Source organism: Actinoplanes sp. CA-142083, from assembly GCF_050942195.1.
Classification (GTDB): Bacteria; Actinomycetota; Actinomycetes; order Mycobacteriales; family Micromonosporaceae; genus Actinoplanes.
On the sequence record NZ_CP192076.1, the window covers coordinates 6319869 to 6343213 of the forward strand.

General features: G+C 71.1%; 21 protein-coding genes and 1 pseudogene. 9 read left to right on the forward strand and 13 right to left on the reverse strand.

Annotated features, from left to right (window positions below):
* Positions 1–58: 58 nt before the first annotated feature.
* Positions 59–427 (forward strand): LiaF domain-containing protein, encoded by a 369-nt coding sequence (locus ACQPZX_RS28980; RefSeq protein ID WP_433361698.1) that lies wholly within the window; start codon positions 59–61, stop codon positions 425–427.
* A 17-nt stretch (positions 428–444) separates the two neighbouring features.
* Here ACQPZX_RS28980 and ACQPZX_RS28985 read toward each other — a convergent pair whose 3' ends face one another.
* From ACQPZX_RS28985 to ACQPZX_RS28995, 3 genes are read right to left on the reverse strand one after another with little or no spacing between them, the layout of a single operon-like run.
* Positions 445–3027, reverse strand: coding sequence for a molybdopterin-dependent oxidoreductase (locus ACQPZX_RS28985; RefSeq protein ID WP_433361701.1), 2583 nt, complete (start codon positions 3025–3027; stop codon positions 445–447).
* Positions 3024–3806 carry an FAD binding domain-containing protein gene (locus ACQPZX_RS28990; RefSeq protein ID WP_433361704.1) on the reverse strand — a complete coding sequence of 261 codons (783 nt, stop codon included), beginning with the start codon at positions 3804–3806 and terminating at the stop codon, positions 3024–3026. Before ACQPZX_RS28990 ends, ACQPZX_RS28985 begins: the two co-directional genes overlap by 4 nt.
* Positions 3807–3831: 25 nt before the next feature.
* Positions 3832–5271, reverse strand: a complete 1440-nt coding sequence (locus ACQPZX_RS28995; protein WP_433361707.1) for a hypothetical protein — start codon at positions 5269–5271, stop codon at positions 3832–3834.
* A gap of 92 nt (positions 5272–5363) precedes the next feature.
* On the opposite strand from ACQPZX_RS28995, the gene ACQPZX_RS29000 reads away from it, so the two are divergent.
* The gene (locus ACQPZX_RS29000) at positions 5364–5897 is read left to right on the forward strand and encodes an EXLDI protein (protein WP_433361710.1); all 534 of its coding nucleotides are present in this window, start codon (positions 5364–5366) and stop codon (positions 5895–5897) included.
* Between the two features lie 72 nt (positions 5898–5969).
* Here ACQPZX_RS29000 and ACQPZX_RS29005 read toward each other — a convergent pair.
* Positions 5970–6695, reverse strand: a pseudogene (locus ACQPZX_RS29005) (SGNH/GDSL hydrolase family protein); the annotation flags it as partial.
* A gap of 71 nt (positions 6696–6766) precedes the next feature.
* On the opposite strand from ACQPZX_RS29005, the gene ACQPZX_RS29010 reads away from it, so the two are divergent.
* Entirely contained in the window at positions 6767–7708 is a 942-nt protein-coding gene (locus ACQPZX_RS29010; protein ID WP_433361713.1) for a DUF4037 domain-containing protein, read from the forward strand.
* A gap of 118 nt (positions 7709–7826) precedes the next feature.
* Here ACQPZX_RS29010 and ACQPZX_RS29015 read toward each other — a convergent pair whose 3' ends face one another.
* The 3 genes from ACQPZX_RS29015 to ACQPZX_RS29025 are packed head-to-tail and all read right to left on the reverse strand — an operon-like array spanning position 7827 to position 9467.
* Complete coding sequence (locus ACQPZX_RS29015; RefSeq protein WP_433361716.1) at positions 7827–8492, reverse strand: lysophospholipid acyltransferase family protein; 666 nt, start codon at positions 8490–8492, stop codon at positions 7827–7829.
* Positions 8493–8496: 4 nt separating this feature from the next.
* Positions 8497–9057 carry a TetR/AcrR family transcriptional regulator gene (locus ACQPZX_RS29020; protein WP_433361719.1) on the reverse strand — a complete coding sequence of 187 codons (561 nt, stop codon included), beginning with the start codon at positions 9055–9057 and terminating at the stop codon, positions 8497–8499.
* A gap of 32 nt (positions 9058–9089) precedes the next feature.
* Positions 9090–9467 carry a VOC family protein gene (locus ACQPZX_RS29025; protein WP_433361722.1) on the reverse strand — a complete coding sequence of 126 codons (378 nt, stop codon included), beginning with the start codon at positions 9465–9467 and terminating at the stop codon, positions 9090–9092.
* Positions 9468–9502: 35 nt separating this feature from the next.
* Between ACQPZX_RS29025 and ACQPZX_RS29030 the strand changes: the two genes are divergently transcribed.
* Positions 9503–10033, forward strand: a complete 531-nt coding sequence (locus tag ACQPZX_RS29030; protein WP_433361725.1) for a hypothetical protein — start codon at positions 9503–9505, stop codon at positions 10031–10033.
* Positions 10034–10046: 13 nt separating this feature from the next.
* Here the strand turns inward: ACQPZX_RS29030 and ACQPZX_RS29035 are convergent, their stop codons facing one another.
* From ACQPZX_RS29035 to ACQPZX_RS29045, 3 genes are read right to left on the reverse strand one after another with little or no spacing between them, the layout of a single operon-like run.
* Positions 10047–11963 carry an ATP-binding protein gene (locus tag ACQPZX_RS29035; RefSeq protein ID WP_433361728.1) on the reverse strand — a complete coding sequence of 639 codons (1917 nt, stop codon included), beginning with the start codon at positions 11961–11963 and terminating at the stop codon, positions 10047–10049.
* The gene (locus tag ACQPZX_RS29040) at positions 11960–13183 is read right to left on the reverse strand and encodes a sensor histidine kinase (protein ID WP_433385482.1); all 1224 of its coding nucleotides are present in this window, start codon (positions 13181–13183) and stop codon (positions 11960–11962) included. Before ACQPZX_RS29040 ends, ACQPZX_RS29035 begins: the two co-directional genes overlap by 4 nt.
* Before the next feature lie 39 nt (positions 13184–13222).
* Positions 13223–15298, reverse strand: coding sequence for a transglycosylase domain-containing protein (locus tag ACQPZX_RS29045; RefSeq protein WP_433361731.1), 2076 nt, complete (start codon positions 15296–15298; stop codon positions 13223–13225).
* A gap of 393 nt (positions 15299–15691) precedes the next feature.
* On the opposite strand from ACQPZX_RS29045, the gene ACQPZX_RS29050 reads away from it, so the two are divergent.
* Positions 15692–16315 carry a DUF6230 family protein gene (locus ACQPZX_RS29050; RefSeq protein ID WP_433361734.1) on the forward strand — a complete coding sequence of 208 codons (624 nt, stop codon included), beginning with the start codon at positions 15692–15694 and terminating at the stop codon, positions 16313–16315.
* A gap of 87 nt (positions 16316–16402) precedes the next feature.
* A complete protein-coding gene (locus tag ACQPZX_RS29055; RefSeq protein ID WP_433361737.1) occupies positions 16403–18004 on the forward strand; it encodes a DUF6114 domain-containing protein in 1602 nt (533 codons plus the stop codon).
* Here the strand turns inward: ACQPZX_RS29055 and ACQPZX_RS29060 are convergent.
* The 3 genes from ACQPZX_RS29060 to ACQPZX_RS29070 form a co-directional block, all read right to left on the reverse strand.
* Positions 18001–18387 carry a DUF1992 domain-containing protein gene (locus ACQPZX_RS29060; RefSeq protein ID WP_433361740.1) on the reverse strand — a complete coding sequence of 129 codons (387 nt, stop codon included), beginning with the start codon at positions 18385–18387 and terminating at the stop codon, positions 18001–18003. The genes ACQPZX_RS29055 and ACQPZX_RS29060 overlap by 4 nt on opposite strands.
* A 6-nt stretch (positions 18388–18393) precedes the next feature.
* Positions 18394–19092, reverse strand: coding sequence for a TetR/AcrR family transcriptional regulator C-terminal domain-containing protein (locus ACQPZX_RS29065; protein ID WP_433361743.1), 699 nt, complete (start codon positions 19090–19092; stop codon positions 18394–18396).
* Between the two features lie 114 nt (positions 19093–19206).
* Positions 19207–19980, reverse strand: coding sequence for an isocitrate lyase/PEP mutase family protein (locus tag ACQPZX_RS29070; protein WP_433361746.1), 774 nt, complete (start codon positions 19978–19980; stop codon positions 19207–19209).
* 99 nt (positions 19981–20079) lie between these two features.
* Here ACQPZX_RS29070 and ACQPZX_RS29075 point away from each other — a divergent pair, with 99 nt between their 5' ends.
* The 3 genes from ACQPZX_RS29075 to ACQPZX_RS29085 all read left to right on the forward strand — a co-directional run bounded on the left by ACQPZX_RS29075 (position 20080) and on the right by ACQPZX_RS29085 (position 23339).
* On the forward strand, positions 20080–20349 hold the full coding sequence (locus ACQPZX_RS29075) for a DUF2277 domain-containing protein (RefSeq protein ID WP_433361749.1): 270 nt from the start codon (positions 20080–20082) through the stop codon (positions 20347–20349).
* A 284-nt stretch (positions 20350–20633) separates the two neighbouring features.
* Positions 20634–21620 carry a polysaccharide deacetylase family protein gene (locus ACQPZX_RS29080; protein WP_433361752.1) on the forward strand — a complete coding sequence of 329 codons (987 nt, stop codon included), beginning with the start codon at positions 20634–20636 and terminating at the stop codon, positions 21618–21620.
* Between the two features lie 93 nt (positions 21621–21713).
* Positions 21714–23339 carry a family 43 glycosylhydrolase gene (locus ACQPZX_RS29085; RefSeq protein ID WP_433361755.1) on the forward strand — a complete coding sequence of 542 codons (1626 nt, stop codon included), beginning with the start codon at positions 21714–21716 and terminating at the stop codon, positions 23337–23339.
* The last annotated feature ends 6 nt before the right edge of the window (positions 23340–23345 follow it).

The following is a 23345-nucleotide window of genomic DNA, read 5'->3' on the forward strand; positions in this document are numbered from 1 at the left end:
ATCCAGGCGTGCCAGTCGACAGCGGGATGAACGCCCGGGCGCACCTAGGGTTTTCGGTATGGATGACAGCGAGACGCCGTTCTTGAGCAACCGTTCCGGAGCTACCTGGTTCGTCAATCTGCTGGGCGGGGAGAAGCGCCGCGGCCGGTGGCGGATGCCGCGGGACATGCGAGTGGTCAACATTCTGGGCGGGGCCAACCTGGACCTGTGCGAGGCCGCGCTCGGCGAGCAGCCGGTGCTCACGAAGGTCAGCCTGGTCGGCGGCGTCTCGCTGCGGGTGCCGCACGACGTGGACGTCGAGGTCGAGGGCTTCCGCATCTTCGGCGGCATCCGGGTCGAGCCGGCGCGGCGCAGTGAGCCGGCGGCGCGGACGCTGAAAGTGCGCGAGTACAGCCTCGCGGGTGGTGTCCACATCGAACGCTGCTGACGGCCAGGCCCTGTCCCCTAGCTTCGCGTCGAGCGTTGCAGGCCCTCCCAGATGCGGTCGCGGGTGAAGGGCAGGTCGGTGAAGCGGACGCCGGTGGCGTCGCGCAGGGCATTGGCCAGGGCGGGAGCGACCGGGTTGAAAGGGCTCTCGCTCATCGACTTGGCGCCGAGCGGGCCGATCGCGTCCGTGGTGTCGGCGAACAGGACCTCGGTGCGGGGAACGTCGGCGAACGTGGGCAGGTGGTACTGGCGGAAGCTGGTCGTGGTGACCTCGCCCGACGGTCCGATGTCGACATGCTCGGCGAGGGTGGCGCCCAAGGCCTGGGCCACGCCGCCCTCGATCTGGCCCCGGCACTGCAGCGGGTTCATGACGGTGCCGGCGTCGGCGCTGTGGACGCTGCGGAGGATGCGGAGCTCGCCGGTGTCGGGGTCGACCGCCACCCGGAACCATTGGGCGTTGAAGGCAACCGAGCGGGGGGTGCCGTCGAAATGGCCGGTCGCCGAGAGGCCGGCCAAGGAGTCGAGCGGGGCGCCGGCGGCGAGAATCTTTTCGTGCAGGGCTGTCGCGGCGTCGAGGACGGCGCGGCCGGCCACGACGACGCCCGTGGACGCGAAGGCGCCGGTGTCGTGGCGGACCACATCCGTGTCGGACTGGCGCACGCAGATGCGGTCGGGGGTGGTGTGCAGGGCGTCGGCGGCGATCTGGGCATGGACGGTGGTGCTGCCGTTGCCGAACTCGGCCGTTCCCACCGCAATCTCGTAGAAGCCGCCCTGCAGCACGGTTGCGGTCGCGTCGGCGTAGTGACCGCCGGGTGGGCCGGCGGCGATCATCGCGATCGCGGTGCCGTCGCCGATGAGCCAGCCGTCCGGCGCGGTGTCGGGGACTTCGCGGGCGGCGCGGATGTGCGAGAGGCACTGGTCCAGGCCGTAGCTGGCGATGGAGAGGTCGTCGACGTGGTCGCCGGGGGCGAGGAGCGGCTCCCCCGCCCGTACGATATTTGTCTCTCGAAGTTTGACGGGATCGAGCGAAAGCGCGCGGGCAAGTTCGTCGAGCACCGACTCCACCGCGAAAGTCACCTGGCCCAGCCCGTAGCCGCGGAAAGCACCGGACGGGACGGTGTTGGTGTAGACGGCATAGGCGTCGGTTTTCTTGTTCGGGCAGCGATACACGGCGAGGGATTCGTGGCAGCCGTGATACATCACCGACGGGCCGTGGTTTCCGTACGCGCCGGTGTCGGCCACGACCCGCAGCTGCATCGCGGTGAGGGTGCCGTCGCGGCGCGCGCCGGCCTTGAGCGTGACGGTGAACGGATGCCGTGTCGTCGCCGAGGTGAACTGCTCGGCCCGGGTGTACTCGAGCTTGACCGGCCGCCGCAGCCGCAGCACGGCAAGCGCGACCAGATCCTCGACGAGCATCTCCTGCTTGCCGCCGAAACCGCCGCCGACCCGGCCGGTGAGCACGCGGACCCGGTCGAGCGGCAGGTCGTAGAGGGACGCCAGCTCGCGCCGGGTGAGGAACGGGGTCTGCGAGCTCGTGCGGATGACGAGGCGGCCGTCGTCGTCGAGCCAGCCGACCGCGCCGTGCGTCTCGAGGCTGGCGTGCTGCACCCGGGCGGTGCGGAAAGTTTCCTCGTAAACGGCGTCGGCCTCCGCGAAACCCGCCTCGACGTCGCCCATCGAGGCGTCGAGGCGGCCGATCACGTTGCCCGGCGCCGCGGAATGCACGAGAGGCGCGCCCGGTCGCAGGGCCGCCTCGGCGGAGAGCACCGCGGGGAGCACCTCGTACTCGACCGTCAGGGCGCGGCAGCCGGCCTCGGCCGCGGCCTCGGAGGTGGCGACGACGGCGGCGACCCGCTGGCCGGCGAAGCGGACCACGTCGTCGAGCACACGGGTGTCAGCGGGGTCTTCCGCGACATTTTCGTGCTGGGCCGTGGAAAACAACGTGTCGGGCGCGTCGGCGTGGGTGAAGACGGCCTCCACGCCCGGCACCGACAGCGCGGCCTCGACCGAGATCGCCACGATCCGGGCGTGCGCGTAGGGCGAGCGCAGCACCTTCATGTGCAGCACGCCGGGGACATCGAGGTCGAACGTGTAGCGGGCGGCGCCGGTGACGACCTGCGGCCCGGCGGGAGCGCCGAGGCTGGCGCCGACAGCCGACCCGGGTGGGGGCTCGGACGCGTTGACGACGCCCGCCACCGCGTCGGCGATCGCCCGGTACCCCGTACACCGGCAGAGGTTGCCTTTGAAGTGGCGGGGAAGATCGGCACGCTGGTCGTCGGTGAGCGCGGCCGTGGTCATGATCAGGCCGGCGGTGCAGAAACCGCATTGGAAACCCTGCGCGTCGAGGAAAGCGCGCTGCGCCGGATGCAGCTCCCCCGCCGCGGCGAGGCCCTCGATCGTGGTCACCTTTCGCGGCACGGCGCGAAAGGCGGGATAGACACAGGAGTGCACCGGTACGCCGTCGACGTGCACCGTGCACGCGCCGCAGTCCCCGGTGTCGCAACCTTTCTTGACGCCGAAGCAACCTTCCTCGCGCAGATAGGTGCGCAGGCATTGGCCGGGCCGGGGCGGGCGGTCGTGGTCCTCGCCGTTGATCCTCACGCGCCCAGCTCCCGCCGGATCTGCTCGGCGTAGAGCCGGGTCATGTGCCGCCGCCAGGCCGGCGAGCCGTGCACGTCGCGGACGTAGGCGTCGTCGGGGATGCGCTCGGTGAGGGCGATCTGCAGGACCTCGGCGCTCGGCATCGCCGGGAAACTCAGGACGTACGGTTTCTTGGTGGCGGCCGTGACCGTGACGACCAGCCCGTCGCCGGCCGTGACCCGGCCGATCAGCAGCACCCCGGAGCGGCCGTGGGTGTGCAGCGAGCCCTGCCGGAAGGCCGTCCTCGCCGCGAGCGACGCCGCGGGCAGGTGCACGGACCTGAGCAGTTCGCCGTCGGCCAGAACCGTGGATTCCTCGCCGGTCACGAAATCGCTCACGGAAACTTTCCGCGATCCGGACGGGCTCTGCAGCAGGCAGGTTCCGTCCAGGGCGGCGCCGAGGGCGATCATCGGGCCGGCCGGCAGCGCCGCGCAGAGGTTGCCGCCGACGGTCGCGACATTCCAGATCTTGAACGAGGCCAGAAAGGCGTGACAGCAACTTTCCACGATGTCGTGGCCGCTGGCCGCGAGCTCCGCGATGGTGCAGGTCGCGGCGATCTCCAGCTCGTCGTCGCGGACGGTCAGGGCCGGCCATCCGGCGGCGGCGAGGTCGAGCAGCCGGGTCAGATGCGGCCGCGGCTCGGCGAACAGGGCCGTGCCGCCGCCCAGCCAGGCGTCACCCGGCCGCCACTGGCCGACCTGGGCGGGGCTGATCACGTCCGCGACGGTGTTCAGATCCACGTTCGTACGCTACGCGCCTGTTGTTTCAGATCTTTGCGGGAAGCAGTATCAGCAGCGTGAGGCCGATGGAGACCAGCCACGAGGCGTACAGGGCGAGAGGACGGCGGGGCACCTCGATCTCGGGCGGCGGCGGCAACGGACTGATCGCGAAGGACTGGCTGCGGGCGTCGCGCAACGCGGCCACCAACTCGTCGGCGTTGCGCTGGCTTTCCGGCGACGGCCAGGGCGGCGGCACCGGCACGGTCAGCACCGACTCGCCCGCGGTGAGCAGCACGGTTCCCGCGTCGTCGTGCACGACCGCGCTGTCGGTCGCCCACGGTTGCCGGTCCGGTCCGCGAAAGCCGATCGCGGCGACACCGCCCACGTGCCACCGCAGGCGCGGGCGCAATTGGGCGCGCCAGCCGAACTCGTACCCGAAAGCACCCGCCACCGCCGCGACCGGCGCCAGCACCGCCGGGTCGGCGCCCGCGATGCCCGCCAGCTCGCCGGCGGCGAGGGCCGCGCCGAAACCGATCGCGACAGTTGCCGCCCACGCGCGTGGCGGCGCGATCCGGTGCTCGCGCGGTTCGAATGCGCTCACCCCGCGGTCGGCCGGCCGTAGCGCCGCCGGGTCGACCAGCTGCTCCTCGTCGTCCTCGATCTCGCGCGGCAGCCCCTGCACCACGTCGTAGGCCACCTCGATCACGTCGCCGACCGGCCCGACCGGCACGTGGATGCGGCCCTGGACCTCGACCGCGCACCACGCGCCTCTTCGCGGCTCCCCGTAGAGCGTTCCCGGGCAAGTTTTCGCTTCACTTTCGCCAGCCCAGCCGGGTTCGGCGACGTCGAAGGCGAACTCTTTCGCGATCAGCCCGCCCGGATGCGGCATGAGCACGTGCACGTATCCCATCTGCTCGACGACGCGGACCGCGTGCATCGGCTGCGGGGTGCCGAACAGCTGCCGCAGGCGCGCACGGTGCGTGACGGCGCGGGCGACCAGGGCGCAGCCGAGCCCGAAGACGGCGATCACTCCGGTCACCCACGGCGGGCCCGCGTGCTGGAGCAGCACGGCCACGAAACCGGCCATGGCCAGCGCCATCAGGGCGAGCCCGGCGGCCTCGGCGGGGACGGCGACATGCGGGAGGCCGGCCGGGGCCGGCGGCTGCCGGCGAGGGACCATGGCGGCCACCGGGGTCCGGTCACGGCGGGTGAGGCCGATGACCACCAACGCGTACGCCCAGCAGACGAGCGCCGCCGATGCGGTCTGAGCCAGCGACGTCCACACCACCGCGGCGAGCACCCCGGCCCAGGCCGCGGCGCCGCGGTGCGCGTACACCATGATCGCGGGCGCGAGGAGGACGCCCAGCCCGACCCACGCGGCAAAGGGCGACGGGTCGCCGGCGCCGCCGAGACGCCCGAAAAGCAGCACGAAAGCCACCACCCCGGTGACCGGCACCAGCCCCTCGACGCGCAGCAGCCGACCCATGTCTCTATGGTCGGCGAGAATTCGCGCGCCGCGGGGCGGAATTGCCGAGCTCGTGATATATGTATAATGTACGTAGAACGTGGAGGGCTGGCATGCCGAACAAGACGATTTATGTTTCCGAGGAGGACCTCGCGCTTTTCGCGCGCGCGCAGGAACTTTCCGGCGGCAACCTTTCCGCGACGATCACCACCGCCCTCAAGCGCTTCGTCGACGCCGAGGAGGGCCGCAACGAGGGGTACGAGGAGATCACCGTCCGGGTCGGGCCCGGCACCGGGCGCAAGGTGCGCTTCACCGGCGTGCTGCTCGGCGAGTGGGGGCGTTCCACGGCCAAGACCATGGAAGTCTTCAAGGTGTATCGCAGCCAGAAGGGCAAGTTCGTCGTGCACACCGAGCGCTCGGCCGACTATGTCTGGCAGGCCGGGTCGGGCTCGGGCTCAGGGGAGAGCACCTGGCGCAACCTGATCAACGCGCTGAGCCCCAACCAGAGCTGGGGCAGCAACAGCGGGGAGCGCGCCCTCGAGGTGTACGACACGGCCCAGTCGCTGCGCGACGGGATCCCGACCGAGCTCTACGACCTGATCGCCGGCACCCTCGAGCAGCCGCCGATCGAGGATCTGGACATCTAACGCGCGGAACCAGTTGCGCGCCATCTTCCGATAGCCCTCGTCGCTGGGGTGAAGGCGGTTCCACATGTCGGCGCCGCGCACGTGGCTCTGGTCGACGAGGTGGAAGCGAGGGCCCTTGGCGGCGACGATCCGGACGACGGCCTTGTTGTAGCCGGTGGTCCGGCGTGCCTGGCGGGCGACGCCGGGATAGTCGCCGAGCCCGACGATCTTCGCGACGAAAACCTGCGCCCCGGGCCGGTCGGCGGCGATGCGGTCGAGCAACTTTCCGAGGTCGCGCGGCGCTTGGCGACGGCCGCGCGCCATGTCGTTGGTGCCGATGTGCAGCAGGATCACGTCCGGCTCGTAGGCGGCGAGCCACTCGTCGACGTGGGCGGTGATCTGGGCGATCGTCCAGCCCTTGTGGCCCTCGTGGTCGAGGTCGCGAGAGGCGCCGGAGCGCTGCGAGCCGACGAGATCGACGCTCAGTCCGGCCCTGGTGAGTTGCCGGAGCAGGTCGCCGCGGTAGGAGTCGTTGCTGCTCGAGCCGACGCCCCACGTGATCGAGTCGCCGAGCGGCATGATCCGGAGAGGGCCGCTCTCCTCGTGGACCGGCCGCTCCGGCATGGTCGCTCGCTCGAGAAAGTTCGGCCGCCGGGGCACGGCGGCCTGCGCCGGTGCGACGGCTTGCGCCGGTGCGACGGCTTGCGCCGGTGCGGCCGCCCTCGCCGGTGCGGCCGCCCTCGCCGGCAGCGGGCCCGGGCTGCAGAGGATCAGTGGCACGACCATTGCCGCGGTGAGGCGCCTTGCCAAGCACTTCATGGGAGCTGACGCTTCACCCGGCCCGGAAAACGATGACGCACTTTTCGTCCGGAGGTGCTACTTCTGGGGTCGTGAACGGGGTGGAAATTTCGCGACGTCATTACCTGTCGTCGGTGGCGCCGGGCTTGCGTGGGGTGCCGCACGCGGCGGCGTTGCTGGGGCCCGGGTCCGAAGTGCTGGGATACGACGACGACGTGTCGCCCGACCACGACTTCGGGGAGCGGGTGCAAGTTTTCCGCGCCGGCCACGAAACTGTCGGCGAGTTTTTCGCGGGGTTGCTCGGCTTCGATCCCGGCAACGGGGTGACGATCGCGGATTGGCTGCTCACGCCCACGCAAGTTTTCGCGAGCCTGACGCGCGGCGCGGTCTTCCACGACCCGGACGGTGAGCTGGCCCGCCGCCGGGCGGCGATCGCGTGGTATCCCGACGACGTGTGGCGCTACGCCCTGGCGGCCGGGTGGCTGAAGGTTTCGCAGGAGGAGGCTTTCGTCGCGCGTACCGGCTCGACCGGGGACGAGATCGGCTCTCGGGTCCTGGCCGCGCGGCTCGTCCGGGAGCTGATGCGGCTCGCTTTCCTCGTGGAGCGGCGCTGGGCGCCGTACGCGAAATGGTTCGGCCGGGCTTTCGGCGAACTTTCGCTCGCCGCCCGGCTGGCGGCGCCGCTGAAGGCGGCGATGACGGCGGAGAGCTGGCGGGAGCGCGAGGAGATGATCGGCACGGCGGGGAGCACGCTCGCCGCGGCGACCAACGAGCTCGGGCTGGGCCCGGCGCTGGATCCGTCGTCGCGTCAGTTCTACACGCGGGACATCCGGGTGCTGGCCGCGGACCGCTTCACGGTGGCGCTGACCGGCGAGATCACCGATCCGGTGCTGCTCGGCGTCATCGACCGGGTCGGCCGCCGGCAGGAGATCCCGAAGCTGCCGGGCACGATCGACCAGGCCGTCGATTCGACCGACATCCTCGGCAACACGCAACGTTTCCGCGAGGCCGGGCCGCTGCTGGGGCTCGGCTGACGCTGGCCGCGCCGCAATGCCGGCGCCGCCAGCGCTCGCCGCGCCGCAACGCCGGCGCGGCCCAGCCCGACGAGGTGGCGCAACGAAGGTGCTCGGGCCGCGCCGAATGGCCGGGAACTCATTGGCCGCCGGAAAGTTCGTTGTACTCCGGCGCGACTTCCTGGCCCGACAGTTTCGCGATCGCGGCCATGATTTCGTCGGTGGCGGCGCGGCGGGCCGGGCCCTGCCGGCCGCCCGGCGGAGGCGTGAAAAACATCGGCTCGCCGAAGCGCACGGTGAGCTTTCCCGGTTTCGGGAAACTTGCGCCGACCGGCTGGATGCGGTCGGTGCCGAGCAGCGCGACCGGGACGACCGGCGCGCCCGACGCGATCGCCAGCCAGCCGACGCCGGTGCGGCCGCGGTAGAGCCGGCCGTCACGCGAGCGGCTGCCCTCCGGGTGGATGCCGAACGCACCGCCGTCCTTGAGCACCCGCAACGCGACCTCGAGGGACTCCTGCGCCGCCCGGTAACCGCCGCGCGGGACCGGGATCGCGTCGATGCCGGTGATGAACGTGCGGGTCGCCCATTGTTTCGGGCCGCCGGCGCGAAAGTATTCCTCCTTGGCGAGGAAGGAAACGCGGCGCGGCGTCATCAGCGGGATCAGGAAACTGTCCACGAAAGATAGATGGTTGGCGGCCAGGATCACCGGGCCGGCGCGCGGCACGTTCGCGGCGCCGTGCACGTCGGGGCGGAAAGCGATCCGGGAGAGCGGCAGCAGGATCGGTCTCAGCGCGGCGGCGAGCATGGCGTCAGCCCTTCAGGTGGGCGTCGACGGCGGCCACGAGCAGCGGTTCCGGCGCGTCGAACCCGGTCACCACCTGCAGCGTCCCCCAGTGCCAGAGCTGGGCGATCCCGTGCAGGGCGGCCCACAGGGCCGCGGCGCCGGCGGTGGGTTGCGGCAGGCCGGCTTGCGTCAGCAGTTTCACGAGTACGCCGAACAGCGGCGTGCTCTCCTCACGCAGCCCGATGTTGTTGCCGCGGAGCAGATCGTGGCGAAACATCAGCGCGAACATTCCGGGCTCGTCTTTCGCGAAATCCACGTACCGCCGGCCGAGCGCGAGCAGCGCCGCCCGGGGCTCGGCGCCGCTCTCGCCGATGGTCTCGCCGACCACCGCGCCGAGCTGGCGGTAGCCCTCCCGCGCGATCGCCGCGAGCAACGCCTGGTGCGTGGGAAAGTATCGCCGCGGCGCGCCGTGCGAGACGCCGGCCCGCCGGGCTATCTCCCGCAACGACAGCGCGTCGGTGCCGGCCTCGGCGAGCAACTCCACGCCCGCCGCCACGAGCCGCGACTCAAGATCCCCCGCTTGCATGGACAGTGTCTACCACCTTGCGTAGACACTGTCTACTCCTCGACCGGCGGCGCCCAGTGCGGCCGTGGGATGAGGCAGAAGGGGTGGCCGGCCGGATCGGCGTACACGTGGTCGCCCCCGGCAAGCGCCGTCGCACCCAGTGCCAGGACGCGCTCGTGCGCCACTGCCTGGTCGTCGACCATCACATCCAGGTGGATCTGCTGCGGGATCGCCGGGTCGGGCCAGGTGGCCGGCCGCTGGTCTCCAGATCGCTGGAAGGCCAGCCCCGACGTGCGGTTGTCGAGGGAGACGACGGCGAAGTCGTCGTCGGAGTAGGTGATGGGCCGGCCCAGCAGCTCGCTGTAGAAGGCGGCCAGGGCGAGCGGCTCGGGGCAGTCGATGATCACGTGGTGGAGTCGGCCGATGGGCATGACTCCCGATTGTGGCCGGTATCTATCTTGAAGGCATGCGAACTGTCGGCGTCACGTCCCCCACCGGCACCGCGTGGAGCGTGCGCGTCGTGTGGGCGCCGCGCTGGCGGATTCTCGCGCGACGCTTCGGCGGCTGGCGCTCGAAGCGCACCGAGACCCCGGGCGACGTCGTCGACGGCACCATGCAGGTCGCAAGCAACGTTCCCCCTTCCGGGGGCGGCGGTGGCGGCGGGGGTGGCTTCTTCAGCCTGGACAACGAGCTCGCGGTGATCGCCTTCATCCTCATCGGGTTCGTGCTGGCGGCGGTGCTGTTCTGGTGGGTGCTGCTGCCGCTCCTGCTGCTGGTGCTCGACGGGATGATCGTGCTGCTTCTGCTGGCGGTGTCGGTGGTCGCGCGGGTGCTCTTCCGCCGCCCGTGGACGGTCGAGGCCACCGCCCCGGGGGAGACCCTGATCGCGCAGGAGGTCGTCGGCTGGCGGGCCGCGCTCCGGCGCCGGGACGAGATCGCCGACGCGCTGGCCCGGGGACTGCGGCCGGAACCGATGCCGAGCCCGCTCCAGCGCTGACCCGCGGCTGGGGTCAGGCCGAGGGGACGTGCGCCGGGATCAGCGCCGGCAGCGTGACCGTGAACGTCGAGCCGTTGCCCAGCGACGAGCGGGCCGCGACCGTGCCGCCGTGGTCGATGACGATGTTGCGGACGATCGCCAGGCCGAGACCCGGGCCCTGCACGGCCTGGTCCATGGCGTTGGTGGCGCGGTGGAACGGGGTGAACAGGCCCGGCAGGTCGTCGGCGGGGATGCCCATTCCGGTGTCGGTGACGGTGAGGACCGCGTTCGCGCCGTGCGACGCGAGCCGCAGCTCGAAGCGGCCGCCGGCGGGCGTGAACTTGATGGCGTTGTCCACCAGCTTGCGCAGCGCGCGCTCCAGCTGGACGGCGTCGCCGTGCACCCAGACCGGGTCGGCCTCCAGGTGGCTGCCGACGTTCTTGGCGCGGGCGGACGGCGCGGTGTCGTCGTGGACGCCGGCCACCATGGCGGCCAGGTCGACCGGGCCGGGTTCCCCGCCGATGCTCTCGTTGGTGCGGTCTAGCAGCAGCAGGTCGGACACCGTCGCCTGCAGGCGGTGGGCGTTGCGCAGGATGGCCGAGAGGCCGCGCCGCTGGGCCGGCGAGAGGTCGCCGTCCGCGCCGTCGGTGAGCATCTCGGTGTAGCCGAGGATGCTGGTCAGCGGGGTGCGCAGCTCGTGCGTGACGGTGGAGACGAAGACGTCCTTCTGCTCGTCGAGCACGCGCAGGTCGCTGATCAGGCGGGACTGGCTCAGGCGCAGCCGGGCCTGGCGCACGCCGTGGTCGATCTCCCGGGCGAGGTTGTCGAGCAGGTCGCGCTCGCTCTCGCTCCACGGACCGGCGCGGGCGACCAGGATGACGCCGGGCGGGCAGTCGTCGTCGCCGCTGAGGGCGACGGCCAGGCCGCCGGCCAGCTCGCGGACCGCGTACGGCTGCCCGGCGCGGATCTCGCGGACCAGTGCGGCGTCGAGCGGCGGCGCGTCCGGCGGCCAGGACACGGTGACGCCGGCGGCGTGGCCGAGGCTGACCTGGCCGTGGACGGCGTCGCCACCGAGCGCCTCCGCGACGATGTGGGCGACCCGCTCGCCGGCCTCGGCCGGGGTGAGGTCGCTGCGCAGCTCGGCCGCCACGTGCTGGCGCAGCTCGCCGGTGGCGGCGCGGGCCTGCTCGGCGGTGATCAGCCGCTCGGTCTCGGCGGCGAGGTCGTTGAGGGTGCCCATGACGGCGCGCATCTCGGGTGGGCCGGAGGGGCGGGCCCGGGCCGAGCGCTCGCCGTCGGCGAGGCGGCGCAGCGTGTGGCGGACGTGCTCGAGCGGGCGCACCAGATGGCGCTCGTGCAGCCAGGCCACGCCCAGGCCGGTGCCGATGACGAGGACGGCGAGCAGGCCGAACAGCAGGTGCAGCCGGCGGATGTCCCGGCGGTCGGCGGCCACCACCGCGACGCGCTCGGCCTCCAGCTCGGCCGAGACCGCGGCGTTGGCGGCGCGCAGCTGGTCGAAGATGGCCTTGCCGTGGGCGGCCCGCCCGGCATCCGCGTCCGCGACTCCGGCGTTGACGATCGGGATCGCGTACGCGTAAAGCCACCGATCCCCCGCCACCCGCTCAGCCGTCACCAACCCGCCCAGATCGTCGGCGCCCGCGGCAGCGGCGCCGAGCCGGTTGAGCGCGACGAACGCGCCGGCGCGCCCGGAGTCGTAGGGCATGAGGTACGCGCGCTCGCCGGTGAGCTGAAAACCGCGCACCCCGGTCTCGGCGTCGGTCATGTACTGCAGGAACTGCCGGTTCTCGTCGATCATGCGCTCGATCCGGCCGACCCGTTCCTCGTGACGGGCCTGGAGGCGGTCGCCGACGACGAGTTGCAGCGCCACGAGCGCTAGAAACAGGACGCAAAGGACGCCGAAGCCGGCGGCGACGCGGCGCTGGAGATTCATCGGCGGCCCGCCGGGACCCCGGCGACGGCCGGGACGGTGAACGTGACAGTGGTCCCGCCGCCGGGCGTGTCGGTGACGGCGATCCGGCCGCCGTGCCGGTCGACGATCCGCTGGCAGGTGGACAGGCCGACGCCGAAGCCGTTCCCGGGCGCGCGGTCGATCTGGGCGAACATCTCGAAGACCCGGGACCGCTGGTCGGCGGGGATGCCGACGCCGTTGTCGGCGACCGTGACCGCCCAGACGGCGCCCTCGCGCCGCGCGTCGACGGTGACGTGACAGACGCGGTTGGGGTGACGGTATTTGAGCGCGTTGCCGATGAGGTTCTGCAGCAGCTGCCGGATCAGGGTGGGATCGCAGTCCAGGTCGGGCAGGCCGGGAGCGACGGTGACGATAGCGCCGTCGAGCGCGGCGCGCAGGTCGGTGAGGGCCAGCTCGACCAGGTCGCCGAGGCCCGCCGGCTCGAACCGGCACGGCGCGTTGCCGGCCTGCGCGTACGTGAGCAGGGACGTGATCAGCCCGGACATCCGGCCGACCGCGCGACGGGCGGCGCCGACCCAGCCGGTGGCCTCGGCATCGCCTTCGAGCCGGTCGCCGAGCACTTCGAGGTAGCCGCCGACCACGCTGAGCGGGGCGGCGAGGTCGTGGCTGACCACGCCCGCGAACTGCTCCAGCTCGGTGTTGGAGCGCCGCAGCTCGGCGTTGGCGTGCTTCAGGTCGGCGGCGAGCTCGGCGTTGTGCCGGGCCTGCCGGCGCCGCTCGAACAGCGCGAGGATGACCTGGGCGAGGTCCTTGAGCCGCTCGATCTGATCGGTGGTCAGCTCGTGCGGCTCGTCGTGGAAGACGCAGAGCGAGCCGAGCGCGTGGCCCTGCGGGGTGACCAGCGGCGCCGACGCGTAGAACCGGACGTTCGCGTACACGCCGGTCACCCACGGGTTCGCGGCGTAGGCCGGGTCGCTGCGCGCGTCCGGGAAGTAGACGAACTCGCCCCGCTCGAAGCGCACCGCGCACATCGAGTCCTCGCGCGGCGAGTCGCCGCCCTCGAAGCCGGTGGTGGTGAGCTGGCACTGCCGGTTCTCGTCGATGAGGTTCAGCGTGGCCGTGGGCACGCCGGCGACGGACGCGGCCACCCGCACGACCGCCTCCAGCTCGTCGCCGGCGGGGGCGTCGAGCAGGCGGTACTCGTGCAGGGCGGCCAGGCGTGCCCGCTCGTCGGTGGTCACTCCGGTCAAATCGGCAGGTGACCGCCCATTCCTAAGACGTCAGTTACCCAGGGCGATCTCTGCGCCGGGCGAGGTGAAATCGAGATAGTCGCCGTCGCCGACGGCGATTTTCAGCGTACGGCCGACGGCCGTGACCACCTGCGTCTCGACCGCGCTGCCGACGTGGTCGGACGGGGTCACCGGGTCGGCCGCGATGCCGGCCGCGACCGCGGTGCGGGTGAACCCGACGAACGTCTCGGTGCGGTTGTCCTCGGTGCTGCCGGTCTTGCCGGCCACCGGCCGGCCACCCATGATCGAGTCGACCTGGGTGGCGGTGCCACCGTCACATTCACCGTACGAGCTCTGCTGGCCGACCGGGCAGCGGGCCGCGTCGGTAGCCGCACGGGCGACCTCGGGGTCGAGGACCTGCTTGCAGCTGGACGAGACGGGGACCTTCTGCCCGTCGGGCCCGGTGATCGACTGGACGGGCAGCGGCGAGCAGTAGGTGCCCTCGCTGGCCACGGTCGCGTACGCGGAGGCCAGCTCCAGCGGGGTGGTGTCGATGACGCCGAGGGTGAACGAGCCCCAGCCGTCCGGCTTCGCGGCCAGCGCGGCGTCGGACGGGGAGCTGAAGCTGATGCCCAGCTTCTTGGCCTCGGCGACCGCGGCGGCCGGGCCGACCTGCTCCTCCAGGTGCACGAAGTACGTGTTCACCGAGCGGCCGAACGCGTTCCACATGGTGCGGTAGCCGTCCATCCAGGCGGGGTTGCTGTTGCCCGGGCAGTACATGCCGTTGCAGCTGTCCGGGCCGCTGTCGGGCCACTCGGTGGGCAGCTTGGCCGGCGAGTCGAAGCCGGTGTCGAGCGGCATGCCGGCTTCGAGGGCGGCGAGCATGGTGAACATCTTGAAGGTCGAGCCGGACGGGTAGCCGTGCAGGCTGGTGCCGCCGCTGACCAGCGGATTCACCGTGTTGGAGGTGCCTTTCGCGGTGCTGTAGTGCCGGTTGACCGCCAGCGCCAGGACCTTGCCGGTGCCGGGCTGCACGACCGCGATCGGCAGGACCTTCTTGCTGTTCAGGCCGTAGACGGCGCGGGACTGCTCGGAAGCGGCCTGCTGCACGTCCGGGTCGAGCGTGGTGACGATGGTGTAGCCGCCGCGACGCAGGGCGGTGTCGCGCTCGGTGACGGTCTTGCCGAACTGAGCCTGCGAGTCGAACCAGGTGCGCACGTAGTCGCAGAAGAAGCCCCAGCCGTCGGCCTTGCCGGAGGCGTCCACGCACCCGTTCGGCTGCGATTTGCCGGAGAACGTGAGCTTCTCGGCGGCGGCCGCTTTCTGCTGCGCAGCGGTGATCATCCCGGCTTTCTGCATCGCTCCCAGCACGTACAGCTGACGGGCCTTGGCCTTGGCCTTGTCGCCGCTGATCGGGTTGTCGGCGTCGGGTGACTGCACGATGCCGGCGATCATCGCGGCCTGCGCGAGGTCGAGGCGCGACGGCGTGACCCCGAAGATGCGCCGGGACGCCGCCTCCACCCCGTACGCGCCGTCGCCGAAGTACACGATGTTCAGGTAGTTCTGCAGGATCTGCTGCTTGGTGAGGCGCTGCTCGAGCTCGATCGCGTACTGGATCTCCTTGAGCTTGCGCTCGGGGGTGTCGGCGGTCGCGTCGGCCCGCTCGGCGGCGGTCAGCGTCGGATCTTCCTTGAGGACGTTGCGCACCACCTGCATGGTCAGCGTCGAGGCGCCCTGCTCGGCCTCGCCGCTGCGCGCGTCGGTGACCAGCGCGCGGACGGCGCCCTTCAGATCGACGCCGCCGTGCTGGTAGTAGCGCACGTCCTCGGCGGCCACGATCGCCTGCTGCATGACGGTGGCGATCTGGCCGAGCGCGACGTCGTGCCGGTCCTCGTCGTAGAACGTGGTGATCAGCGTCTTGCCGTCGTTCGCGTAGACGCGGGTGACCTGGGCCGTGGGCGGGTTGAGGAGCTGCTCGGGAAGCTCGGCGCGCTGCTGGTCGGACCAGTGCGCGGCCGAGGTCAGCACGATCCCGGCCGGTATCGCCGCGACCCCGACCAGCGCGCCGATGAGGATCAGCACGCCGCTGAGCCGGGCCAGCGCGCCCCCGTGTGTTTCCCTTGCCATCCCCAAGATCCCCTCATTGGTCAGACCTCTAGTCGGTAGCACCGGAATCTGAGTTCTTCCTGGGTTTCGTTACCGATCCGTAACCTTAGATGCTTCATATACACGTGGTGACCGTCACATCGGACATCGAGCGCGGTTCTGTCCAGATTAAGCCGGGAAATCCGGCAGATCGAATGACGAATGTCACTGTGCGTGATCAATATCCAGTGAGCTGGGTTACTGACTGGTAGCTCTGGCACTTGTAACCGCTGAGCAGGGGCGGCAACATTTCCCGCACGTTAAACGACGGCATCGACGGACCTCTCTGCTGGCGGTTGATCGACAGGGTCGCCCGTCGATGCGAGCCCATGGCGGTGTGGCCTGCGAGCCGTCTGACTTTCCATAGGAGGATCCGTGGTGGATTCGCAAGGCGACGCGATGGAGGGGCGCACCAACTGGCGCCGCTTCGGCGTGGCGGTGGGTCTTCCCATCGTTGCCGCAGGCGTCCTGGTGGCCGGTGTCGCGTCGGGCGCCGTCGCCGCCAGCTTCTCGATTTCGGGCACGCAGTTCAAGCTCTCCGCCGACCGGCTCGAGGGCACCGGCTTCACCCAGTACAGCAGCATCCTGAAGACGGTCGACGCCAACGGCAACGAGGTGCCGACCACCCCGGCTGCGATGTCCGGCATCAACCACGCGGAGATCTACAACCTCTGCCAGACCGTCGCGGTCGGGCCGGTCGTTCTCCGCATCGAAGCCGGCAAGAACAACAACCCGGTCGTCGCCGACAACCTGCTGATCGGCATGTCCGAGCTCAGCGGCGACGCGACCTTCACCGACATCAACATCGGTACGGACGCCTCGAAGCTCAACAAGGACGGCTTCGACACGCATGGCGCGCGAGGCGGTTTCGGCCAGGAGGCCGAGCACGTCACCATCGAGGGCCTGCACCAGGTCGCGTACTCCACGACGGCTCACACGTTCAAGCTCACGGGCATGTCCCTCAAGCTGCACGTGGGTGACGGCAAGGAATGTTTCTGATCTGACACGCGGGGCTCGCGGGGCTTGTCCCGCGGGCCCTGTTCATGTTTCATCTTTCTCTTTTGCAAGCTCTTTGTGGAGGAACACGTGGCGACCGACAACTTCTGGGGCAAGTTCCGCCGTTGGCGGCGTCGCCGCCCGTTCTGGGGCGGCCTGCTCCTGATCCTGTCGGCTGTCGAGCTGTTCCTCAGCGCGAACATGGCGATCGGCGGCATCGAGATCCACCTGGGCCCGCAGGGCTTCCTCTCCTACCTGATCCCGGCGATCCTGCTGCTCTGCGGCCTGCTCGTCTGGTTCACCCCGGCCCAGCGGCTCTTCTACGGCATCGTCGCGCTGCTCGCCGCGCTCTACAGCTTCATCGGGCTCAACCTCGGCGGCTTCTTCATCGGCATGCTGATGGGCATCCTCGGCGGCGCGCTGGTCATCGCCTGGGGCCCGCCGCGCAACCGGCCCGGCAAGGGCAACGCAGCGCCGCCCACCGGCGAGCCCACCGACCACCAGGAGGACGGGCCGGTCGACGTCGGCGACGACATCTTCAACGACCGGCGCCGTGAGGACATCGAGGAGACCCAGCAGATCGAGATCGCGGGACACGACGACCGGCCGCACGAGGAGAAGGAGGTGCGGTCCGCGTCGTTCGCGGCGCCGCGGCCCTCGCGGCGTGCCGGGCTTCAGGGACTCGGGCGCAACCGCAAGGTGATGGCGACGGCCATGGTCCCGGTCGCCGTCATAGCGACGATCGTCGCCGGCGCCAACCTGCAGGCCAGCGCGGCGGAGTGTCCGGAGGGCCTGCCCTCCCGGTCGGTCGCCGGGTCCTCGGCGCCGGCCAAGCCCACGACCGAGCCCACCACCCCGGCCGCCGGCGACGACGCCACGAAGCCGACGACCCCCGCCGCCGAGAAGACCACCGAGCCGGCCAACCCCACGACCGAGGCAACCACCGCCGCCCCCACGACGGCCCCGGCCGATGACGGCGGAAACCCGATCTCCGACGGCATCGAGGGCTTCGTCGACGGCGTCAGCAACCTGCTCGGCATCGGCGAGGAGACGTCGGCTCCGAGCACGTCGCAGGCATCGTCGGAAGCCACCACCGCGCCGGCCGCCGACCCGACGAAGACCACGGAACCGGCCGCCGACCCGACCAAGACGACCGAGCCGGCCGCCGACCCCACCAAGACCACGACCGCGGCCAAGCCGGCGGCGGTGGAGACCAGCGCGACCGACGACGAGATCCCCTGCCTGGGCGCCCGCGTCTACGGCAAGGTCGCCAGCGCCGACGACATCCCGACGGTGGCGAAGAAGCCGGGCCTCATGGAGGTCGACTCGCTCACCATGTACAACTCGACCTACGACGGCGTCGTGGACATGCCGACGACCGGTGGCGGATCGTACAAGGCGCTGAAGTTCACGATGGACAAGGCGACGAACAAGCCGTTCAGCCTCACCATCGACGAGGTGAGCGGCGGCAAGACGGTCATCACCAGCAAGGACCTCACGACAACCGGGACGGTGAAGTTCTACACGTCCCGCTTCGAGGGCAAGCTCTTCGGCGTGATCCCGGTGGTCTTCACGCCCGAGCAGCCGCCGCCGCTGACGCTGCCGATCCTCTGGTTCACGGACGCGAAGATCCAGCTCTCCTTCGTCCGCTGCGACACGCTCACCGGCGACCCGCTCAAGGTCCAGGGCTAGCCGCGACGCTCCCGCCACGCCGTGACCACCTGGTCGGGGTCCTGGGGCGGGAGCACCACCGGCGGGCCGTCCAGGAGGCCGACGTTCGCCTTGCGGATGCGCTCGTTGAGCTCGGCGACGTAGTCGCGCACGTCGCGCTCGGCCGGCAGGCGGTCGGTGCGGGCCTCGAGGTCCTCCAGCTCGCGGCGCAGGGCGAGGGTCGGCGGGATCACGCCCGCGGTCGCGCCCTCACGCTCGAGCCAGTCCCGGACCCACCAGTCCTCCTCGTAGTCCCGGCCGTGGCCACGCAGCGGCTTTCCGGTCCCTTCGAGGTTGTCGAACTCGCCGCGCTCGGTAGCCTCGCGCAGCTGCCGGTCGATCGACGACTCGTACCAGTGCACCATGCTTTCTCAGTGTAGTTTCGCTTCGGCCTCGACCCCGTCGAGCACCCGCCGCAGGCCCCAGAGATAGCGTTCCGCGCCGATCGGGCCGACCATGGCGCGCGGGACGTCGAAAGTTTCCAGCGCTATCGCGCCCAGGACAAAGACCATGATCGCGTACGAGGCTCGCGCCGCCGACCACGAATCGAGGCCGCTCCCGCCGAGCAGGTCCAGCAGGTGGTCGGCGATGCGCCGGGCGTGCGGGCCGTCCAGCGGGACGCTGAGCACGAGCGGGACGGCACCGGGGTGGGCGACCAGGCGCTCCCGCAGGTCGAGCGCGACCGCCTCGACCCCCGCGCGCCAGCCGCCCCCTCCCCCGGTCCGCCCTGCTCCCCCAGCGCCCCCGACCGGCCCGGCTCCCCCGGTCTGCGCGGCTCCTCCGGTCTGCCCGGCTCCCTCGGCGCCCCCTGTCTGCCCGGCTTCCCCGGTCCGTCCGGCTCCCCCACCGCCCCCGACTCCGCCGGTTCGCGCGGCGGCCAGCAGTCGCTCGACCAGGGCGAACTCGACTGCGGTCCGGTCGGGGAAGAACGTGTAGACCGCGTTGGGCGCGACGCCGACCGCGGCGGCGATGCGGCGGATCGAGGCCGCCTCCCGGCCGCCGGTGTCGAGCAGACCCAGGGCGGCGTCGAGGATCTCCCGTTCGGTGACCGCGCGGCCTGGCCTGGCCATGCCGGGCTCAGCTCCCGCGACGGTGATGAACGGCCATGTCCCTCCCCGGGCCCGGTTGCGCGACCCGGCCCCGGGCTGCGGCACGGGTCACGAGAACAAGGCCTGACGCCGACTTTACGACTCCGCCGGCGAGAGGGCATTCACCTCGGCGTAGGACATCGTGGCCGCCCGGGCCGGCGCGCCGGCGGCGATCTCGCGGGCGGTGGTGACGGCGGCGGCGAGGGCGGTGCGGAACAGCAGCGAGCCGGTGCTGATCCGGGCCACGCCCAGGCCGGCCAGGTGGCCGACCGTCATGCCGGGCAGGAGGAGGACGTTGAGCGGGGCTTTCGTGGCCACCAGGGCGCGGATGTCGTCGTCCTTCTCGATCCCGGGCAGGAAGATGCCGTCGGCGCCGGCGTCGAGGTAGGCGGTGACGCGGGCGAGGGTTTCGCCGACATCTTTCGCGCCGCTCCAGAAAGTGTCGGTGCGGGCGTTGACGAAAAGGTCCGGGCACCTTTCCTTGACGGCGGCGATCAGGGCGGCGTGCTCGGCGGGGCCGGCCAGCCCGGCGCCGGGGCGGGCGTCCTCGAGGTTGATGCCGGCGGCGCCCGCGTCGTGCAGGGCCACGGCCAGGGCGGCGACCTCGCCGGGAGTGCCGCCGAAGCCGCCCTCGACGTCGACGGTCAGCGGGACGCGCAGGCGACCGTGCAGAGCCCGTACGAGAGCAAGGGTTTGATCTTGGCCTTGGGCCTGGCCGTCGGGGAGCCCGTGCGCGGCGGCGACGCCCAGGCTGGTGGTGCCGATCGCCGCGAAACCGGCGTGCTCGAGGGCCAGCGCCGAGGCGACATCCCAGGCGTTGGGGAGCAGCAGCGGATCTCCGGGGCGGTGCAGCGCGCGGAAGTCGGGCATGGCGACCACGGTAGGCGCGGGAGGCTTCGGCGGCGGGCGAAATTTTGTCGCACCTTCGGCGTAGGTTGGGCCGCAACCCCAGCGAGGAGGAGCCACGCGATGTGCCGCAACATCCACCAACTGCACAACTTCGAGCCGCCGGCGACGTCCGAGGAGATCCAGGCCGCCGCCCTGCAATATGTGCGGAAGGTCGCCGGCGCCACCCGCCCGTCCCAGGCCAATCAAGAGGCTTTCGACCAGGCCGTCGCGGCCGTCGCCGCCGCCACGGCCGACCTGCTGGGCGCCCTCGTGACGACCGCTCCGGCGAAGAATCGCGAGGTCGAGGCGGCCAAGGCCCGCGCGCGAGCCGAGCGCCGCTACGCCTCCTGACACTAACGTCAGAGTCTCCGAAAGTTTCGGTCACTCACCGGAAGTTGTTGACACGGCGATGCGCGCGGGCCAATACTGGCGCCATCGACGGAACTCGATAACCGTCGATGCGGGTCGTCCCCGGACCCGGATTCACCGCGAGGTCGCCGCCCTTGTGACGGCCTGATTCACCCTGCTCTCAAGCCGGCCTCCACCAGCCGGCTCGATGCAGGCTGCCCGTCCCCCTTTGTCAGGAGGCCTCCCGCCGGCTCTTCCTCGGCCGGCCGTCACGAGAAAGATGACCCATGAAGAAGCGTTCCCTTCTCACCGGGCTTGCCGTCGCCGCTCTCACCATGGCGGGCACGCTCGCCGCCCTCCAGGCCCCCGCGCAGGCCGCCACCTGCAACGGATACGTCGGGCTGACCTTCGACGACGGGCCGTCCAACGACAAGACGCCGGCCATCCTCAACGCGCTGCGCGCCAACGGCTTGCGGGCCACGATGTTCAACGAAGGCCAGTACGCGGCCGCCTATCCGGCGCAGGTGCGGGCGCAGGTCAGCGCGGGCATGTGGGTGGGCAACCACAGCTACACCCACCCGCATCTGGTGCAGCAGAGCCAGGCGCAAATCGACTCGGAAATTTCGCGAACACAGGCGGCCATCGCCAACGCCGGCGGCGGGACGCCCAAGCTGTTCCGGCCGCCGTACGGCGAGACCAACGGGACCCTGCAGTCGGTGGAGGCGAAATACGGCCTCACCCAGATCATCTGGGACGTCGACTCGCAGGACTGGAACAACGCGAGCGTCGACGCGATCGTCGCGGCCAACGCCCGCCTGACCAACGGGCAGATCATCCTCATGCACGAGTGGCCGGCGAACACCCTCGCTGCGATCCCGCGCATCGCGCAGACCCTCGCCAGCAAGAACCTGTGCGCCGGGATGATCTCGCCGTCGACCGGCCGGGCCGTGGCGCCCGACGGCAGTGGCGGCGGCGGAGGCGGAGGCGGAGGGGGTGGCGGAGGCGGCGGTAGCTGCACCGCGTCGCTGTCGGCCGGTTCCTCGTGGAGCGACCGGTACAACCTGAACGTCTCGGTCACCGGCTCCAACTCGTGGACCGTGACGATGAACGTCCCCTCCCCCGAGAGGATCATCGCGACCTGGAACATCACGGCCAGCTACCCGAGCTCGCAGGTGCTGGTCGCGAAACCCAACGGCGCCGGCAACAACTGGGGCGTCACCATCCAGACCAACGGCTCGCGGACGTGGCCCACGGTCTCCTGCAGCGTGACCTGACCTGACACGACGGGCGCGGCGGTCCACGGGGCCGCCGCGTTCAACATCTGACTTTCGCTGGTGTTTCCGCGGGGCATTGACGACGATCAGCGCATGCGGAGAGCTGTCTGCCGGGCGTACGCCATCTTGCTCTTGATCGTGGGATCGGTCGCGGTGATGCCGGGGCAGGCCGTCGCGCACGGCACGAAACCGGCCGGTCGCATCGCCGACGATCCGATCGCGCACGACCCCACGGTGATCCGGCAGGGGCGGTACTACTACAGCTTCATCACCGGGGACATCGGGACGCGGACCTACCTGCCGATGCGGCGGTCGGCCGACCTGGTGCACTGGGAGTTTCTCGGGCCGGTGTTCACCACGCCGCCCGCCTGGGTCGTCGACGAGCTGGGGATCACGCCGGGCGACTTCTGGGCGCCCGACATCACGTATTCCCATGGGGAGTTCCGGCTGTACTACGCCGCCTCGTCGTTCGGGACCAACAACTCGGTGATCGGGCTGGCCACCAACCGCACGCTCGACCCGGCCAGCCCCGATTACCGCTGGGTGGATCGCGGGATGGTGCTGCGGTCGGGCGCGGGCGACAACTTCAACGCGATCGACCCCGAGGTGGTCGTCGACAACGGACAGCAGTGGCTCGCGTTCGGCTCGTTCTGGGACGGCATCAAGATGCGCCGGCTCGACGCCGCCACCGGGCTGGCCGGGGATCCTTCGCTGTTCTCGCTGGCGTCGCGTGGTGGCGCTTCGATCGAGGGCGCGTCGATCGTGCGGCACGGAAAGTTCTTCTACCTTTTCGCCAGCTTCGACTACTGCTGTCGCGGGGTGGAGAGCGACTACCGGGTCGTGGTCGGGCGGTCGGCCAGCGTGACCGGGCCCTATGTGGACCGGGCCGGGGTGCCGATGCTTTCCGGCGGCGGCAGCGAAATTTTGCGCGGTTACAACGAATTCCGCGGCCCTGGCGGCGGCGATGTTTCCGGAAACCTCTACTTCCACCACTACTACGACCTGTACGACAACGGCACACCCCGGCTGAGCGTGCGACCGCTGCGCTGGGACGGCGGCTGGCCGGCGCTGGGCGACCCGCTGACCGGGAGCCGCGCGGTCGGGCACGGGCCGGCGTACATGACGCTGGTCAGCCGGGCCGACGGGCGGGTCATCTCCAATCCGTCGTGCGGCTACGAGGGCGCCGACATCGCGCTGGCCGCGGCGCCGGGCGACACGTGCGCGCAGTGGCGGCTCGACGAGCGGGATCCCGGATATGTGAGCCTGGGCAACCGGTTCAGCAACAAGGTCGCCGAGGTCGCGGCGTGCGTGAACGCGGACGGGGCGCGGGTGGCGCAGTGGGGCTGGCTGCACAACGACTGCCAGCAGTTCGCCATCGACCCGGCCGGCGACGGCTGGTCGGTGATCCGCAGCAAGCTCAACGGGCGGGTGCTCCAGCCGGCCGCCTGCACCGGTGACCTCATCCAGACGGTCACCGCGAACGGCACGGCATGCCAGGAGTTCCGTCTCCAGCCGGTGGGTCCGGTGCTGATCGCCGACGCGAACCGGACGCGGGCGCTCGACGGGTTGTGGCGCTTCCAGCACGTGGGGGACGGCTACTACCGCGTCGTGAACACTCATAGCGGGCGAGCGCTTGCTGGTGGGCCGTGGCGCATCGGGACCGGCGTGCTGGTCAGCCGGGACGGGCATGAGCTGCCGGCCTACCTGGCGAACCCGTGAGCCGGT

Bases quoted from the DNA above. Each gene is read 5' to 3' on its own strand.
- ACQPZX_RS29060 (WP_433361740.1), bottom strand. From the start codon at position 18,387: ATGGTGCACTGGTACGAGTCGTCGATCGACCGGCAGCTGCGCGAGGCT.
- ACQPZX_RS29035 (WP_433361728.1), bottom strand. From the start codon at position 11,963: ATGAATCTCCAGCGCCGCGTCGCCGCCGGCTTCGGCGTCCTTTGCGTC.
- ACQPZX_RS29085 (WP_433361755.1), top strand. From the start codon at position 21,714: ATGCGGAGAGCTGTCTGCCGGGCGTACGCCATCTTGCTCTTGATCGTG.
- ACQPZX_RS29020 (WP_433361719.1), bottom strand. From the start codon at position 9,057: ATGCAAGCGGGGGATCTTGAGTCGCGGCTCGTGGCGGCGGGCGTGGAG.
- ACQPZX_RS29080 (WP_433361752.1), top strand. From the start codon at position 20,634: ATGAAGAAGCGTTCCCTTCTCACCGGGCTTGCCGTCGCCGCTCTCACC.
- ACQPZX_RS28980 (WP_433361698.1), top strand. From the start codon at position 59: ATGGATGACAGCGAGACGCCGTTCTTGAGCAACCGTTCCGGAGCTACC.
- ACQPZX_RS29070 (WP_433361746.1), bottom strand. From the start codon at position 19,980: ATGCCCGACTTCCGCGCGCTGCACCGCCCCGGAGATCCGCTGCTGCTC.
- ACQPZX_RS29075 (WP_433361749.1), top strand. From the start codon at position 20,080: ATGTGCCGCAACATCCACCAACTGCACAACTTCGAGCCGCCGGCGACG.
- ACQPZX_RS29025 (WP_433361722.1), bottom strand. From the start codon at position 9,467: ATGCCCATCGGCCGACTCCACCACGTGATCATCGACTGCCCCGAGCCG.
- ACQPZX_RS29030 (WP_433361725.1), top strand. From the start codon at position 9,503: ATGCGAACTGTCGGCGTCACGTCCCCCACCGGCACCGCGTGGAGCGTG.
- ACQPZX_RS29045 (WP_433361731.1), bottom strand. From the start codon at position 15,298: ATGGCAAGGGAAACACACGGGGGCGCGCTGGCCCGGCTCAGCGGCGTG.
- ACQPZX_RS29015 (WP_433361716.1), bottom strand. From the start codon at position 8,492: ATGCTCGCCGCCGCGCTGAGACCGATCCTGCTGCCGCTCTCCCGGATC.
- ACQPZX_RS29000 (WP_433361710.1), top strand. From the start codon at position 5,364: ATGCCGAACAAGACGATTTATGTTTCCGAGGAGGACCTCGCGCTTTTC.
- ACQPZX_RS29065 (WP_433361743.1), bottom strand. From the start codon at position 19,092: ATGGCCAGGCCAGGCCGCGCGGTCACCGAACGGGAGATCCTCGACGCC.
- ACQPZX_RS28995 (WP_433361707.1), bottom strand. From the start codon at position 5,271: ATGGGTCGGCTGCTGCGCGTCGAGGGGCTGGTGCCGGTCACCGGGGTG.